This is a genomic window from Proteus hauseri ATCC 700826, assembly GCF_001654965.1.
Lineage (GTDB): Bacteria > Pseudomonadota > Gammaproteobacteria > Enterobacterales > Enterobacteriaceae > Proteus > Proteus hauseri.
The window spans coordinates 164319-180319 of record NZ_LXEV01000021.1 but is presented as its reverse complement, the minus strand read 5'-3'; the positions used below and the strand labels follow the sequence as shown (position 1 = coordinate 180319).

Sequence of the window (16001 nt, the reverse complement as noted above, 5' to 3'; positions counted from 1 at the left end):
AAATAAACAATATAATAGGAGTTTCTGTGAATACATCTCTTTATGAGAGCTACCTGCAAGCAAAAGCGGATAAAAAAGCACCTTATGCTCGTGATTTAGCCGCTTATTTAAATGTTAGCGAAGCACAACTAACCCATGCTCGTGTTGGTCATGATGCAAAACGTCTACGTAATGATGTACGTGATCTTCTAACTGCATTAGGTAAAGTCGGTGAAGTAAAAGCCATTACTCGGAACGATATCGCCGTTCATGAGCATCTTGGTGAATATACCAATGCACGTTTTAATGATCACGCAGGATTGATCCTCAACCCTCATGAACTTGATTTACGTTTCTTTTTCTCTTACTGGAAAAGTATTTTTTCATTAACTGAAGAAACTGCCAAAGGCCCTCGCCATAGTATTCAGTTTTTTGATATGCATGGTGATGCATTACATAAAGTTTACGTCACTGATAATACCAATATGGATGAGTGGGAAGCGCTTATTCAAATGTTTTTATCAGAAGAAAACCCAGTCTTAGATATCATCCCTGTCGAACCTTTTACTGATACTCCTGTAAATGACGAACTCGCTCAACAACTTGATCAACAATGGCGTTCAATGACAGATGTACATCAATTTTTCAAATTATTAAAAGAACACAATCTCAGCCGTCAACAAGCCTTTAAAGCCGTTAGCGATGATTTAGCATACCAAGTAGACAATAGTGCACTAAAAACATTATTAGAACAGGCCAAAGAAGCCCAAAATGAAATTATGATCTTTGTTGGTAGCCGTGGTTGTGTGCAAATTTTTACGGGTACGATAGACCGCTTAGTACCTCATCAGTTTGAAAATAGTGATCAAGTCTGGATTAACGTCTTTAATCCTGCATTTACATTACATGTTATCGAAAGCGAAATTGCAGAAAGCTGGATCACTCGTAAACCAACCCAAGATGGTTTTGTTACTAGCCTAGAGATCTTTGATAACAAAGGTCAGCAAATTGCTCAACTTTATGGACAACGTACTGAAGGAACCGCGGAGCAACAACAATGGCGTGAACAAGTGAATACTCTCGCCAAAATTGTGTAATCGGAGAATAAACTAATGAAAAAATGGCTTCTATTCACCCTGTGTTTACTTACTACCGTTACAACATCTGCGGCTGAACGTATCGTAACTATTGGTGGTGATATTACAGAAATTGTTTTTGCACTGGGTGCTGGCGAACAAGTTATTGCCCGCGATAGCACAAGCTTAGTACCTGAAAGTGTTAAAGCGCTTCCTGATGTTGGCTATATGCGTATGTTAAGCCCTGAAGGTATTCTTTCTGTAAAACCAACCTTGATTATTACCAGTGAGTTAGCTCGTCCATCACTTGCTTTACGTCGTATTAAAGCAGCTGGTGTACCCGTAAAAACGATAACAGGAATACACAGTTTAGAAGCCATTAACCAAAAAATAGAAACTATTTCTGACTTACTCAATAAAACAGAAGAAGGTAATCAATTAAAACAAAAGCTTAATCAAGCTATAGCTAAAATTCCAACAACACCGATAGATAAAAAAGTGATTTATATTATGAGTCATGGTGGTGTTGTTCCAATGGCTGCCGGACAAAATACCGCAGCTGATACCATAATTACACTAGTGGGAGGGAAAAATGCCATGCAAGGTTTTACTAGCTATCGTCCTCTCTCTCAAGAAGGTGTTATTGCTAGCCAACCCGATATTTTATTAGTCACCACCGAAGGGCTTAAAACCATTGGTGGAATAGATAAATTGTGGGAATTACCCGGCATAAAATACACACCGGCAGGTAAAAATAAACACTACGTGGTTGTTAATGATATGGGACTACTGGGCTTTACACTTTCTACACCAGAAGTAATGCATCAAATTCGTCAAGCATTGGAGCAATAATGGTTCATTTTCGCTCTCCGTGGGTAGGTATTCTTGCTTTATTGCTATTACTTACCGTGGTTACCTTAATTTCTGTCAATAGTGGAGCCTTAGCGCTCTCATTTAATACACTTTGGCATAAGTCTTTTGATGATATGGAATGGCAAATCTGGCTAGATATTCGCTTGCCTCGTGTCTTATTAGCTATTCTTGTCGGCGGCGCATTAGCTATTTCTGGCGCAATAATGCAAGGTTTATTTAGAAATTCACTTGCCGATCCGGGTCTTCTTGGTATTAGCAGTGGCGCCGCTTTAATGGTCGCTATCGTTATTATTTTGCCATTTTCTTTTTCTCCCGCATTCTCTTTTTATAGCCATATTATTGCTGCATTTATTGGTGGCCTAATTGTCGCTATGATTATTTTTTCTCTTCATCAATTAAGTGATGGTAATTTAGCTCGATTATTATTGGCAGGGATCGCGATAAATGCGCTCTGCATGTCTTTTATTGGTGTATTAAGTTATATCAGTACTGATCAACAACTTCGCCAGTTTTCATTATGGATGATGGGATCTCTTAGTCAGATTGATTGGAAAACACTCTCTATAGCCACTCTAGTGATCATTCCTGTTAGTATTTTAGCCTGTTGGCAAAGTCATAAACTAAACTTACTCCAATTGGGTGATGAAGAAGCACATTATTTAGGATTAAATGTAAGAAGAACTAAGTTTATTCTTTTGCTGCTGAGCGCCATTCTTATTGGCTGTGCCGTCGCACTAAGTGGAGTGATCGGTTTTATTGGATTAGTTGTACCACACCTTATACGTATGAGAATAGGTAGTAATCATGTTTGGCTACTTCCAGCCACTATTTTAGGTGGCGCAACACTTTTACTTGCTGCTGATACTTTATCAAGAACATTAGTTTCTCCTGCTGAAATACCTGTTGGATTAATTACAGGATTAATCGGAGGTCCCTATTTCCTTTGGCTTATATTAAGACAACCAGCAGGACGAATGTAATGAAACCATTAGAAAAAATGCCACTACTTTATGGAAAAAACCTGGCCTATCAAATTGGTAATAAAACAATTATTAATGATGTTTCGTTATCACTTGATAGTGGTGAATTAGTTGCCATCATTGGGCCTAATGGTGCTGGTAAATCCTCCTTATTACGTTTATTAACGGGATATACTTCACCAACTCAAGGCGAATGCTATTTTAAAGGCAAAACATACACACAGTGGAATAGCCGAGCATTAGCACAAAATCGTGCTGTAATGCGCCAAAATAGCCAACTCTCATTTTCATTTACTGTCGAAGAGGTTGTCGCTATGGGAAGAACGCCTCATGGACAACAAAATAAGCAAATCGCTGTAGAAACCGCTCTGCTACAAACAGATTGTTTAAAATTTAAAAATCGAGACTATCGCCAATTATCAGGAGGTGAACAGCAACGTGTACAGCTTGCTAGAGTACTTGCACAGCTATGGCATCCTTCTCCTCAAAAGGCCGCATTGTTTCTTGATGAGCCAACATCTGCGTTAGATCTCTACCACCAGCAACATAGCTTACGATTATTAAAACAACTGGCAAAAACTCAAAATTTAATGGTGTGCTGTGTGCTTCACGATCTTAATTTAGCGTCACTTTATGCCGATAGGATCTTATTATTACATCAAGGTAAACTTGCTTGCGAAGGAACACCTACTGAAGTATTAACTGCTGATAATATTCAAAGTTGGTATGGTGCTGATGTAAATGTTGGTATTCACCCTGAATTATCACATCCCCAAGTTTTTTTGCGTCCCTAATACCATAGAAGCAATAAAACGTTAATACTCTAAACCATTACTTAAAACTCACCTTAAGTAATGGTTTTTTTATATAATAAGTACATATTTAATTAAGTTTTTCACCATAAGTAACTCTACGAAAATTGATTAGAATAATTAAACTATATATTTACTCCTACAATTAAGTAAATTGACTTTTAAATACACCTTAATCAATGATTAGCTTATGATTTAAACATTATAATATAACAATATCATAATTTATAACCATAACAGTGCATTAAAATTGAAAATAATTTAATAAATTCAATAAAATAAAAGTCGATGAAATTAATATTATTTATCAAAACGGCTCACTAACTATCTTTATTAGACTACTTATTGTTTTTTCCTATCGCTGTGATAATGATTATCAATAACAAAAAGCACTTTTTGCCTACCAGTTATTCTCCCCATGCTTAAAATAGGTTATAAATAACATACGTTACTATTCTATTAATTGGGCACTGTGTCCCCACCTTATTTGTGGGAGGTTTTATGGCTGAAAATGTCGTTAATGATATTCTTAAATGGCTGGAAACGCAGTTACAGCGAAACGAAGGCATAAAAATTGATACGATTGCAAATAAAAGTGGTTACTCTAAGTGGCACTTGCAACGTATCTTTAAAGATTTTAAAGGTTGTACTTTAGGCGAATATGTTCGTAAACGTCGTTTATTAGAAGCGGCTAAATCATTACAAGAAAAAGAGATGCCTATTTTGGATATTGCTTTAATGTATGGCTTTAGTTCTCAAGCAACATTTACTCGTATCTTTAAAAAGCATTTTAATACTACGCCAGCTAAGTTTAGAGAAAATGGTCAAATGCCTGATACTCATTGCTTTATGTCATGTCAGGATCACTAAAAATATTTTGTCACCCGCTACTATCACATAAAAAACCAGCGTTTGTACTAATACAAAGACTGGTTTTTTTATCTGATTTAACTATCATTGGTTTTAGGCAATTGCACTTATTAACCACTGTTTAAGCTCATCTAACTCAATACTGTTTTGTGGAAACTCTATCTTCAGTCGCTCAATAAGCTTTTTTAGTGAATCTGTCGAATAGCGTTGCCCTACTAACATTTCAGAAAGTACTTCTAAAGGTGCTGGATCTAAACTATCTGTAAAGATCTGACTTTTAATAATATTGCCACGTTCAATATCAAAATGAAGCTCAACACCACCCCATTTAAAACGATTATCAAGTAAATGAGAAAATGCGGGCGCTTGCCCAAAGTTCCATTCCCAACTACTTTGTTTCGCAAATGTCTCAGCAAATCCAGGTAAATCAGGTAATTTTTGTGGTGAGATGATTTCTGCATCCACTGTTTCACCATAATATTCAAAAAAACTTTCAGTAATTGTTTTACAAAGTAGCTCGTGCGTTATCTCAGGCTTTAATTCAATAATATTTGTTACTCTGGAACGCACAGAAGTAATGCCTTTAGCTTGAAGCTTTTTAGGATCTGGATTGAGATAATTTGCTAAGCGCGATAAATCCGCATTAATCAATAATGTACCGTGATGAAAACCACGATCCTTAGTTTCTTTATAAGCAGAGCCTGATATTTTTCGCTCACCATCATTATGAGAAACGACCAAATCATTACGCCCTGAAGCTATCGCATTAATTCCTGCTTTTGCTAGCCCATCAAGAATGATTTGCGTTGAAACAGTTTTATTATATTCCGGTTTACCGGCCATAAAGGTAAAACACGTATTTCCCAAGTCATGAAAAACCGCACCACCACCACTTGAACGACGCGCTAATTTCACACCATCGTCTTCCATCTTACGTGTATTACACTCTTTCCAAGGGTTTTGAGCGCGGCCAATAACCACAGTATTATCATTACGCCAAAGAAATAAAACTCGTTGTTCTGCGGGCATTTGTCTAAAAATACACTCTTCAACGGCAAGGTTAAACCAAGGATCGTAAGAATCAGAAATTAACAGTCGCAATTTGCCTGACATAAGGAGTACCTAATAAGAAGAAAATAAGGTATAAGATACCATAACACTCATAGAGTTAGCGTCTCAATGGCACGAAATTACAAACGACGAGCCTGCCAGAAAGTCTTTTTCCAATAAACGTTGTCAAGTGATGAGCGAATCACCCCTTTACTTGTTGATGCGTGGATAAAGGTATTATCAGTATCATAAATACCAACATGAAGCCCATTCTCACCCCCACCTGTTTTAAAGAAAACTAAATCACCTGGCATCAAATCATTTTTATTAATTTGTGTACCATATTTAGTTTGATCAATCGTCATACGTGGAAGCTGAATATCAAAACGATCACTATAAGTTTTATAAACAAAGCCAGAGCAATCAATTCCTGAAGGGCTCATTCCACCATACCGATAAGGTGTGCCATACCATTGTTCTAATTGCGACTTTAATTGAACAATAACCATAATAGGATCAGAAAGCTGTGTTTTTAATGGTGGAGCTGGAGGCATGCGTTTAGAAGGGCTAGAGGAGCAACCAGCCAAAAGGATAATACAGAGTAAGAAAGGATAAAAAACTGACTTTCTCATTGCATTCACCATAATAATCGCAGTAGGTTTTAAAATTTATCTGTTTTTACAAACAAAAACAAGCTATTGAAGATAGAAGTATAATAACTCACTAGCTAATAGCACAATAACTCACAATGAGAGAGATTATTCATTAATAGCGTGAAAATGTTTAGTGGGATTTTGTGGTTTCTTTTGTTTTTTGACTAATCAACCAAACGCCAATCATAATAAATACAATACCTAACGTTTTTGTTAATGACGGTGTTTCTTGAAACCAAGGCAATGCAACTGCGAGGATATAAACAAACACATAGCTTAAACTAATAAGTGGGTACGCCTTATTTAAAGGTATTGTTCGTAATGTGAATAACCAACACACCATTGATAATACATATCCCACAAGGCCAGCAAATACGATACTTAAAGATCCAACATTTGCCCATAGCCATGAAAAATCAAACCAGTGCTTTTCCAACTGTAATTCTGGTAATCTCGACATTCCTATTTTTAATAGTAATTGAGCTGCTGTTACTAATAGCGCACTAGCAATAGCCCATAGATACCCCTTCATGATTGCGTACTCATCAACACGATACCCAACATAATTGAAACAATTCCTATCCAATGCTTAGCATTCACTGGTTCTTTATAAACAAACTGCCCTATTAGAGTGACAACAATAAAGTTAATACTTAGCATCGGATAAGCAATACTCAGTGGCAAAATTTGTAATAATCGCAGCCAGAACAGCATACCAAAGCCTAACATTGCTATCGCAACAATAAGCCAGAAAATCGTTTTTCTGGCTTTTATGGTTGAATTACTTTGCCAACTTACAACAGCTTGTTTTTGACAAACTTGTCCAATACAAGTTAACAAACTAACAATTAGCAATAAAACAAATGACATCACTCTCGTTTCTCATAAGTTAATATTGCTATTCTCTGATTTGTTACCAACTCTTCAGGTCTTGGGAATCTCGCTAATGTTTTCGGATCTTTGAATGTTACAACAACTGAAACATTACCTTCTTTTCTTGCTGTTTCTAACCATTGAGCAAAATTATCTGGTTTAATCAGACGATGTTGTGAATCGGGGTACTTAACACCATAGGTTAATTCACCTGTTCTTTCATATAGATAAATATCACTACGTTGTAATTCCCATGCCAAACCAGCACCAACACCCACACTGCTGCTTACAACATATTGGCTAGATTTTAGTGTATTAATATTTTGGCGAATAAATTCTTGCGGTAATTTACCATCTACGCTGCTATTAGGAATCGCTTGTCCAATACATAAACTGACGCCTAATGAGCAAGATGCTGCCCACAACCAGTGTTTACCATTAAGAGTTGAACATAAATACCCAATAATGCCCCATAAAGAGAAAGCCACTATTGCTAATACCCATTTAGACCACTCATAAGGCATATAAATAGGTTTAGAAGATATTAATTGAATCACCAAAATAGCAATAACGACAGCAACACCAATAAAGATATTAATATAGCCATTGACTCTCAGCGCTTTCATTCTGAACTTTCTCGCGCAATCAACACCATATTTTGCCATTAACATCGCAAGGGGTGCCATAAAAGGCAACATGTACGTTGGTAACTTACCCTTTGCAATACTAAAAAATAGGAATGGAACAACAAACCAACAGAGTAAAAAGAATAACTCAGGACGCTTACGTTTTTTCTTCCATGCGCTAATAAGTGCACCTGGTAACAACCCAAGCCAAGGAATAACGCCTAATATGACCACTGGTATATAGTACCAAATTGGTGCTTTGTGTTGAGCATCGTCGCCAGAAAAACGCTGAATGTGCTCAACCCAGAAGAAATAATTCCAATAATCAGGTTCAGCCTTAGCTATTGCCAAAACCCACGGCAAACTAATTAATGCAGCACCTAATACTGCAAGTAGGCCATACAAAAGCATTTGCACAAAGCGCCGTTGATAAAGCGTAATAGGAACCATAACGATAACGGGTATGGCTAATGCCAAAAAGCCTTTAGTCATAAATGCCATACCACAAGCTAAACCAAGGGTTATCCATGCCAGTATTCGTGTTTTAACTGTAGTTGCTTTCAATGCCCAAAAACAACAAACCATACTTGCTGTTACCCAAAGGGCAAGCATAGGATCAAGTACGCTATATGTACCAACACTAAACACAAGGAACATTGATAAATAAATTAAACTAGAAACAAAGGCAACTTGGCGATTACGCCACATCATTCTAGCTAATAAATAAACAAGTAATGTGCTTAAAAGAATAGAAATAACGGAACCAAAGCGTACAGCAAAATTAGTATGACCAAAAATAACTTGGCTGATATTGTTGATCCAATATCCTGCAACAGGCTTTTCAAAATAGCGAATATCCAGCATATGGGGAACAATCCAGTTCCCGCTCACCACCATTTCGCGGCTAATTTCCGCGTAACGAGTTTCATCTGGTTGCCATAATAACCGGCTGTTCAATGGAAATAAGTAGGTAAGAACAAAAAAAAAGAGCCAAGAGGATGGCCCCGATTTTACTCGCCCGGTTATTCAACATAGTTTTGTTAGACCTCTTGTTGGCACCCTAACCAGCCTTCTCGACCCGGAAAGTCAGATCGAACAACTTTGCCTATCGGAAGCGTTTCTTTATCTTTCGGTAATAAATCGCTTAGTGGGCAGAATTCGATGCCTTCATTTGCAATCATTGCCAGTAACTGCTCGAATTGAGCTGCTTTTGACATTCCTTCAACTTCAGTATGGATAGTATAAACAGGTATTCCTTTGTCTTTTTTGATTTCATCAATAATAAATTGATTAAAATCCTCATCCTTTACCTTTGTACCAACCACTTCATCATAAGTAGGTAATGTTACTGGAATTTGCGCCGTACCGATAGAACCATTTGCTAAAATAGGTCTAAAAGGATGCGTTCCACGACAATCACTATTGTAATCGAATTGAAAGTTTTCTTTAACTGTTAATACACGCTCATCTGCTCGCCATCCAGCAACAGCCGAACATTTAACAGGACCCTCAAGTGCTTTTTCTAGTGCTTCGACACCTAAATGCACTTGTTGCGTTAATTCTTCCGTCGTCCAACGCCCTACTTTTGCTTGCCAACCTTGATGATCCCACGAGTGCAAACCTACTTCATGACCTGCATCTTGGGTTTGTTTCATCAAATAACCTAAATTTTGAGCAATTTTTTTACCTGGCCACGCTGTTCCTGCCAGCAAAATATCAAGCCCATATAACGACGCGGCATTTGACCTTAGCATTTTCCACAGAAATTTCGGTCGCAAAAGGCGCCATAAATGGCGCCCCATATTGTCTGGACCGACACTGAAGAAAAAGCTGGCCTGAATGTTATGTCTGGCAAATACTTCCAGCAACTGCGGAATACCTTCTTTAGTTCCTCGATAAGTATCCACATCGACTCTCAAGCCAACTTTCTTCATTATTTGTTACCTAACTCTTCAACTGCGCCACGTAAGAAGAAATCTAATGTTTCTTCAACTGTTTGGCGTGTTTCTATCGTTGGTTTCCAATCCAATAAACGTTCTGCATTTTTAATGCTTGGCTTACGGTGTTCAACATCTTGGTAGCCTTTACCATAATAGCTGCTACTTTCGATTTTCTTAAAGCCGGCAAATGGAGGGAAATGTCCACGTAACTCATGTTTTTCAAAGCAATCTAACAGCATTTCGGCTAATTCACGGATACTTGCTTCGTTAATTGGATTACCAATATTAATAATTTGGCCATCACATTTATTATCACGATTTTCAATGATGCGGAATAATGCTTCGATACCATCATTAATATCTGTGAAACAACGTTTTTGTTCACCGCCATCAACCAATTTAATTGGTGAGCCTTCAACTAAGTTCAAAATTAACTGAGTAATTGCACGCGAACTACCAATGCGAGCAGAGTTTAAGTTATCAAGGCGCGGCCCCATCCAGTTAAATGGGCGGAATAAAGTAAATTTCAGACCTTCCTTTGCACCATATGCCCAAATAACGCGGTCTAACAGTTGTTTAGAAACTGAGTAAATCCAACGCTGTTTATTGATTGGGCCAACAATTAAACGAGAATTATCTTCATCGAATTCTTTGTCATCACACATTCCGTAAACTTCTGAAGTGGATGGGAAAATAATACGTTTATTATATTTAACGCAATAACGTACAATTTTTAAGTTTTCTTCAAAGTCTAATTCAAATACACGTAATGGATTACGGGTATATTCAATTGGTGTAGCTATCGCGACTAAAGGCAGAATAACGTCACATTTTTTAATGTGATATTCAATCCATTCTGTATGGATGCTTACATCGCCTTCAATAAAGTGGAAACGTGGGTTACCAATAAAACGCTCGATAGCAGAAGATCCGATATCCATACCATAGATATCATAATTATCATCTTTTAACAGGCGCTCGGTTAAATGGTTACCGATAAAACCATTTACACCTAAAATCAGAACACGTTTACGACGTTTAACTTGTGCTGTTGCTTTTGGCCCAACACGTACATCAGTAACGATACCCATTTCAGAAGCTAAACGACTACCTTGAACATATAAGCCATTCTCGCTTTGACCCGTCACAACTTCTATCGCGCCTTTAGCACAAGCAATCACTAAAGGTTCAGTAGAAATAACCGTACCAGGGCGTTTACCTTGATTATCATTAATAGGGCGTGAACGCCAAATGATCATTTTACGCTCACCTAAAAAGGTGAATGCACCAGGGTAAGGTTCTGTTACAGCACGAACTAAATTATGAACAGCGTTAGCATCTGCATTCCAGTCAATTAACCCATCTTCTGCGCTACGGCGACCGAAATAGGTTGCTTGGCTTTCATCTTGCTTAGTTGTTGAATAATCACCTGAAGAAATATGTGGTAAAACACTCAACATTAGTTTTTCAGCTGCTTCTTTAACTTTTTCGTGCAAAATAAGAGATGTGTCGTTTTCACCAATAGTCACTGTTTCTTGAGCAACAATGTCACCTGCATCTGCTTTTGCTGTCATTTTATGCAGAGTAACACCCGTTTGTGTTTCGCCATTAACAATTGCCCAGTTAATTGGTGCACGACCACGATATTTGGGTAATAAAGAACCATGTAAATTGAACGCACCTTTAGGTGCTAGATTCAGGATCTCTTCACTTAGCATATGACGATAATAGAAAGAGAAAATGACATCAGGCTTCATTTCACGAATACGCTCAATCCACAAAGGGTGATTGACATTTTCTGGCGCAAATACGGTCAAGCCCATATCAGCACTCACACGAGCAACTGATGAGAAGAAATGATTTTCGTTAGGATCGTCAGTATGAGTAAATACAGCTTGAATATCGAAACCTGCTTTTTCAAGTGCTTTTAAACCGACACAGCCAATATCATGATAGGCAAATACGATTGCTTTCATTAGTCTTCTTCCTGATTTTCGTTGGTTTGTTTAACACCAACCACTTTTTGGATAAAATACCGAGGACGCGCTCTTACATCATTATAAATTCGGCCTATATATTCACCTAATAGACCCATTGCAACGAACTGCGCACCGATAAACATGAATAAGATAGCGAAGAGTGTAAACACACCTTCAGCAGCCCACATCGCACCGAAAATAAGTCGTAGTACAATTAGAAGTACGGCGAGTAAAAATCCAGCGACAGCAATCACACTTCCTACGACACTTAATAAGCGCAATGGTGCGGTTGTTAGGCAAGTTAATAAGTCATACATCAAATTAATGAGTTTTAAAAAACTGTACTTTGAATCACCATATTCGCGCTCAGCATGACCCACTTCAATTTCGATAGTACGACGAGCGAAAGTATTCGCTAAAATAGGAATAAATGTACTGCGTTCGTGACACTGTAACATTGCTTCAACAATGTGACGACGATAGGCTCTTAACATGCAGCCGTAGTCCCCCATTGAACGCCCCGTTGCCTTGGTTATCATGGCATTGATCATTTTAGAAGCTGTTTTACGAAACCATGAATCTTGGCGATTACGACGGCGAGTTCCAACAACATCATAGCCTTCTTCAGCTGTAGTAACTAAATGCGGGATCTCTTCTGGCGGGTTTTGTAAATCCGCATCTAATGTGATAACTAAGTCACCTTTAGCTTGATTAAAGCCCGCCATAATAGCGGAGTGTTGACCGTAATTACGGTTCAAAATAATAGCAATAACATGGTTATCTTCAATTTCAGCGGCTTCCACCAGCATTTTTGCAGAATTATCACTACTACCATCATCAACAAGGATCAATTCGTACTCTTGGGTAAGTTGCTTACAACTTTTAATCGTGCGTTCTAAAAGAACAGGCAGACTTTCTTCTTCGTTATAAACAGGAATAACAACTGAAACTTTATTGATTTTATCAAATGTTGACACTAGATATGCTCCGAAAGGATTTCATTGATCGCATCTGTAACGCGAATAACATCTTCATTACTCATATCAGGGAACAATGGCAACGAGCATAACGTCGCAGAGTTCCACTCCGATTGAGGAAGGGATAAGGAAGGATAACGCTCACGATAATATTTTTGAGTATGAGCAGCACGGAAATGCAGCCCTGTACCAATATCTTTTTGCTTAAGTTTTTCCATAAAAGTATCACGATCAATCCCACACACTTGTTTATCAACTCGAACCATAAAGAGATGATTAGCATGTAAATGTGGGTATTGTGGAATATTTAGCATTGATAATGGTGAATTTTTTAATTTTTCGCGATACAGCTCGACTAATTCTGCACGTTTTGCATTCATTTCATCGAGTCGGTTTAATTGAACGACGGCTATCGCAGCATGAATATCAGACAAGTTATATTTATAGCCAGGTTCCACAACTTCAGCCTGTGGTTTGCGGCCTTGAATTTGTCTATCAAAGGCATCAACCGCTAAACCGTGGAATTTTAAGCAACGCACTCTATTGGCTAATTCATCATTATCGGTGACAACAAGTCCACCTTCGGCACAAGTCACGTTTTTAATTGCATGAAAAGAAAAAATAGAGGTTCCTTTTTCACCAATCCATTCATTCTTATAGCGTGTCCCTATTGCGTGTGCAGCATCTTCAATAAGAGGAATACCTGCCTCTTCAGCAACGCCCCTTAGGGCATCAAGATCACAAGGAGCACCTGCATAATGAACAGGAATAATCGCTTTAGTTTTTGGTGTTATTGCTTTTTTAATGTCGTCAGCGCTTACCATTAATGTGTCGCGATCAACATCAACCATTACAGGCTCAGCACCGAGTAAAGTAATAATATTAATCGTTGAAACCCATGTTTGCGACGGAGTAATAACTTCATCACCAGGGCCAATTCCCATAGCCATCAGAACAACATGCATTCCCGCTGTCGCAGAGCAAATTGCGATAGCATGTTTGCTACCAAATTTCTTACAGAAGTCTTGTTCAAGCTGATGGTTTTGAGGGCCGGTGGTGATCCAACCTGAACGCAGAACACCTTCAACGGCTTTGATCTCTTCATCCCCGATAGCTGGACGGGAGAATGGAAGAAAATGACTCATAAAAATGTAGCCTAGTTAATGAATGAATAAAAAACAATTATATACAAATTGTAGTTTCTCAGCATTAGTTCTTATTAAAAAGTCTTAAAGAAAGCTTAATAATTTCCGCTGAGTATGTTTTGGATATGCTATTAAGTTAAATAACCTGCCAATCGACCTTATTTGTTATATTCTGACATTTGATTTCCGTATTAAAAGTAGTAGATAACAAGTTTTCATCTAATAGTATCTCTGCTGTACCTGAACCGATTAAAATACCCTCAGAAATTAGCCACACTTTGCTCGCTTTTAAATAGCTGTGTCTTAAATCATGAGTGCTCATCATTATAGAACCACCTAATTGGCAAAATTTATCTAGCCACTTATCTAATATTGTTAATTGCACAATATCTAAATTATTCATAGGCTCATCAAGTAACATTAGTTTTCCTTTCAAATCGTCACCCGCCCATAGTTGTATAAACACCGCAACAATTCTCACGCGTTGCCATTCACCACCAGATAAATGCTGAATATTTTTTGACAATAACTTATCTATTTGAAAATCATAAAATAATATATTCAACTGTTTACTATTCATTTCTGATAGTTGATGAAATAACGAAAGATAGTGGAAAACTGGCATAAATGGTAAAGCTTCCGATTGTTGTATAACAAAGCCTTGTATTCTAGAAAGATCATTATATTTATAATGTCTTATTGAGGTTTCGTTTAGAAATACGTCCCCACTAAATGAAAGTTCTGCTGCAATTACATTTAATAAACTACTTTTTCCTGCTCCATTAGCACCAATAAGATGAATTCTTTCGCCAAAATCAACACTTGCCGTAATCTGTTTTAGTCTATTTGGGACACTAATTTTATCTATTTTGAGCAGTGCCATTAGATTAACGCCCCATTTTCCTTGTTGCTAATAACCAAATAAATAGAGGTGCACCAATAGTTGCTGTAACAACGCCAATAGGAACTTCTGCACCATTTAGTATCAGTCGGGATAAAAGATCTGCTAAAACCAATAATCCCCCTCCTGTAATTGCACATGCTGGCAATAACGTTTTGTAATGAGTAATGCCACATAATCTTAATAAATGTGGAACAATTAACCCTACAAAGCTTATAGCACCGGCTAACGCCACACTTAACCCAACAAGTAACCCAACAGCTAAAATAAATCTATTGCGCCATTGTTGAACTGAAATACCTAATTGTTTTGCTCTGAAAGTTCCTAAAGAAAGATAATTCAGCATATCAGCTTGCCAAAATAAAAGTAAAATAATGGGAAGTAATGCCCAAAATAATAGCTGATGACGCCAATCAATTCCGCTAAAACTGCCCATCAACCAGTACATAAGCTGTCTTAAGTCTAAAGCAGAGCTGAAATAGACAAGCCATGTCATTATCGCACTTGCCATTACACCCAGCGCCACTCCAATTAATAATAGCTGTGCATTGGAAAGTTTTTTAATTTGCGTAAAAAACATCAATAAAAGAGTGATACCCAGAGCGCCTAATATCGCAGCACTACTTATTAACCAATAGGTTGTTCCTATTTGTAGAGTAATTAATAACACGACACAAACACCCGCCCCACTACTTACACCTAATAATCCCGGCTCTGCTAATGGATTTTCAAATAATGCCTGCATAACAGCACCAGCAATAGCTAAACTTGCACCAACAATAATTACAGCCAGTATTCTAGGAAGCCGGATCTGCCAAACAAATAATTTAGCCTCGGCGGAAAACCATTGATTAGGAAACAACCACAACTCTCCAGCCGAGAGCGAAAAAACAACCAGAAGAGATACTACTATCGTCATAAAAAATAATTTTTTATTATCGCTTTTTTGCTGCTTCTTTTTAAGTTGATAAAGAAGATTATCTTTTTCGTTATCCATAATAGTTATAATTTCATATCTGTTTTTATTTCCCTTAACTTTATCTATTTTCGCTTTTATTTTTCATACCCAACATAGGTTAATAATTTGACTAATTATAGTATTTATAAAAGATAGAGTAGTATGAAAGAAATCTGAATGTAAAAAGAACCATCAAAATAAGAAGGTTTTGATTTGTTGAATAATAATGAGTGTGTAGTGACCAATCTATTGCACATCAAAAAACTGTTTATAAATGAAGCAAAATATTTTTATTACGTTAATAACATC

The 16001-nt window shown here is 37.4% G+C and carries 15 protein-coding genes and 1 pseudogene; 5 read left to right on the top strand and 11 right to left on the bottom strand.

Annotated features, from left to right (window positions below):
- The first annotated feature begins 26 nt into the window (after window positions 1-26).
- The 5 genes from M997_RS08715 (at window position 27) to M997_RS08695 (ending at window position 4590) form a co-directional block, all read left to right on the top strand.
- Complete coding sequence (locus M997_RS08715; protein WP_064719726.1) at window positions 27-1076, top strand: hemin-degrading factor; 1050 nt, start codon at window positions 27-29, stop codon at window positions 1074-1076.
- Window positions 1077-1091: 15 nt separating this feature from the next.
- A complete protein-coding gene (locus tag M997_RS08710; protein WP_064719725.1) occupies window positions 1092-1907 on the top strand; it encodes a heme/hemin ABC transporter substrate-binding protein in 816 nt (271 codons plus the stop codon).
- Window positions 1907-2908 carry a FecCD family ABC transporter permease gene (locus tag M997_RS08705; RefSeq protein ID WP_064719724.1) on the top strand — a complete coding sequence of 334 codons (1002 nt, stop codon included), beginning with the start codon at window positions 1907-1909 and terminating at the stop codon, window positions 2906-2908. Before M997_RS08710 ends, M997_RS08705 begins: the two co-directional genes overlap by 1 nt.
- Window positions 2908-3702 (top strand): heme ABC transporter ATP-binding protein, encoded by a 795-nt coding sequence (locus tag M997_RS08700; protein ID WP_064719723.1) that lies wholly within the window; start codon window positions 2908-2910, stop codon window positions 3700-3702. The genes M997_RS08705 and M997_RS08700 overlap by 1 nt, the downstream gene beginning before the upstream one ends.
- A gap of 519 nt (window positions 3703-4221) precedes the next feature.
- The gene (locus M997_RS08695) at window positions 4222-4590 is read left to right on the top strand and encodes a helix-turn-helix domain-containing protein (RefSeq protein WP_064719722.1); all 369 of its coding nucleotides are present in this window, start codon (window positions 4222-4224) and stop codon (window positions 4588-4590) included.
- A gap of 93 nt (window positions 4591-4683) precedes the next feature.
- Here the strand turns inward: M997_RS08695 and lplA are convergent, their stop codons facing one another.
- From lplA to btuC, 11 genes and pseudogenes are all read right to left on the bottom strand, one after another.
- Window positions 4684-5703, bottom strand: a complete 1020-nt coding sequence (gene lplA, locus M997_RS08690) for a lipoate--protein ligase (protein ID WP_064719721.1) — start codon at window positions 5701-5703, stop codon at window positions 4684-4686.
- A 77-nt stretch (window positions 5704-5780) separates the two neighbouring features.
- Entirely contained in the window at window positions 5781-6272 is a 492-nt protein-coding gene (locus M997_RS08685) for an NlpC/P60 family protein (RefSeq protein ID WP_064719720.1), read from the bottom strand.
- Window positions 6273-6423: 151 nt separating this feature from the next.
- Window positions 6424-6828: a 4-amino-4-deoxy-L-arabinose-phosphoundecaprenol flippase subunit ArnF gene (gene arnF, locus M997_RS08680; RefSeq protein WP_109406115.1), complete on the bottom strand. Its 405-nt coding sequence runs from the start codon at window positions 6826-6828 to the stop codon at window positions 6424-6426.
- Window positions 6822-7163, bottom strand: coding sequence for a 4-amino-4-deoxy-L-arabinose-phosphoundecaprenol flippase subunit ArnE (gene arnE / locus M997_RS08675; protein WP_064719718.1), 342 nt, complete (start codon window positions 7161-7163; stop codon window positions 6822-6824). Before arnE ends, arnF begins: the two co-directional genes overlap by 7 nt.
- Window positions 7163-8825 (bottom strand): annotated as a pseudogene (gene arnT, locus M997_RS08670) (lipid IV(A) 4-amino-4-deoxy-L-arabinosyltransferase). Before arnT ends, arnE begins: the two are co-directional and overlap by 1 nt.
- A 7-nt stretch (window positions 8826-8832) precedes the next feature.
- Window positions 8833-9726, bottom strand: coding sequence for a 4-deoxy-4-formamido-L-arabinose-phosphoundecaprenol deformylase (arnD, locus tag M997_RS08665; protein WP_064719717.1), 894 nt, complete (start codon window positions 9724-9726; stop codon window positions 8833-8835).
- The gene (gene arnA, locus M997_RS08660; protein WP_064719716.1) at window positions 9726-11708 is read right to left on the bottom strand and encodes a bifunctional UDP-4-amino-4-deoxy-L-arabinose formyltransferase/UDP-glucuronic acid oxidase ArnA; all 1983 of its coding nucleotides are present in this window, start codon (window positions 11706-11708) and stop codon (window positions 9726-9728) included. The genes arnD and arnA overlap by 1 nt, the downstream gene beginning before the upstream one ends.
- On the bottom strand, window positions 11708-12688 hold the full coding sequence (gene arnC / locus M997_RS08655; protein WP_064719715.1) for an undecaprenyl-phosphate 4-deoxy-4-formamido-L-arabinose transferase: 981 nt from the start codon (window positions 12686-12688) through the stop codon (window positions 11708-11710). The genes arnA and arnC overlap by 1 nt, the downstream gene beginning before the upstream one ends.
- Complete coding sequence (gene arnB, locus M997_RS08650) at window positions 12688-13833, bottom strand: UDP-4-amino-4-deoxy-L-arabinose aminotransferase (protein WP_064719714.1); 1146 nt, start codon at window positions 13831-13833, stop codon at window positions 12688-12690. Before arnB ends, arnC begins: the two co-directional genes overlap by 1 nt.
- A gap of 136 nt (window positions 13834-13969) precedes the next feature.
- The gene (locus M997_RS08645) at window positions 13970-14716 is read right to left on the bottom strand and encodes a vitamin B12 ABC transporter ATP-binding protein BtuD (RefSeq protein WP_064719713.1); all 747 of its coding nucleotides are present in this window, start codon (window positions 14714-14716) and stop codon (window positions 13970-13972) included.
- Window positions 14717-14720: 4 nt separating this feature from the next.
- The gene (gene btuC, locus M997_RS08640; protein WP_064719712.1) at window positions 14721-15731 is read right to left on the bottom strand and encodes a vitamin B12 ABC transporter permease BtuC; all 1011 of its coding nucleotides are present in this window, start codon (window positions 15729-15731) and stop codon (window positions 14721-14723) included.
- Window positions 15732-16001: the final 270 nt, after the last annotated feature.

Coding starts and splice junctions, on each gene's coding strand:
- M997_RS08710 (WP_064719725.1), top strand. CDS start 1,092: ATGAAAAAATGGCTTCTATTCACCCTGTGTTTACTTACTACCGTTACA.
- M997_RS08705 (WP_064719724.1), top strand. CDS start 1,907: ATGGTTCATTTTCGCTCTCCGTGGGTAGGTATTCTTGCTTTATTGCTA.
- M997_RS08700 (WP_064719723.1), top strand. CDS start 2,908: ATGAAACCATTAGAAAAAATGCCACTACTTTATGGAAAAAACCTGGCC.
- M997_RS08695 (WP_064719722.1), top strand. CDS start 4,222: ATGGCTGAAAATGTCGTTAATGATATTCTTAAATGGCTGGAAACGCAG.
- lplA (WP_064719721.1), bottom strand. CDS start 5,703: ATGTCAGGCAAATTGCGACTGTTAATTTCTGATTCTTACGATCCTTGG.
- M997_RS08685 (WP_064719720.1), bottom strand. CDS start 6,272: ATGAGAAAGTCAGTTTTTTATCCTTTCTTACTCTGTATTATCCTTTTG.
- arnE (WP_064719718.1), bottom strand. CDS start 7,163: ATGTCATTTGTTTTATTGCTAATTGTTAGTTTGTTAACTTGTATTGGA.
- arnD (WP_064719717.1), bottom strand. CDS start 9,726: ATGAAGAAAGTTGGCTTGAGAGTCGATGTGGATACTTATCGAGGAACT.
- arnA (WP_064719716.1), bottom strand. CDS start 11,708: ATGAAAGCAATCGTATTTGCCTATCATGATATTGGCTGTGTCGGTTTA.
- arnB (WP_064719714.1), bottom strand. CDS start 13,833: ATGAGTCATTTTCTTCCATTCTCCCGTCCAGCTATCGGGGATGAAGAG.
- M997_RS08645 (WP_064719713.1), bottom strand. CDS start 14,716: ATGGCACTGCTCAAAATAGATAAAATTAGTGTCCCAAATAGACTAAAA.
- btuC (WP_064719712.1), bottom strand. CDS start 15,731: ATGGATAACGAAAAAGATAATCTTCTTTATCAACTTAAAAAGAAGCAG.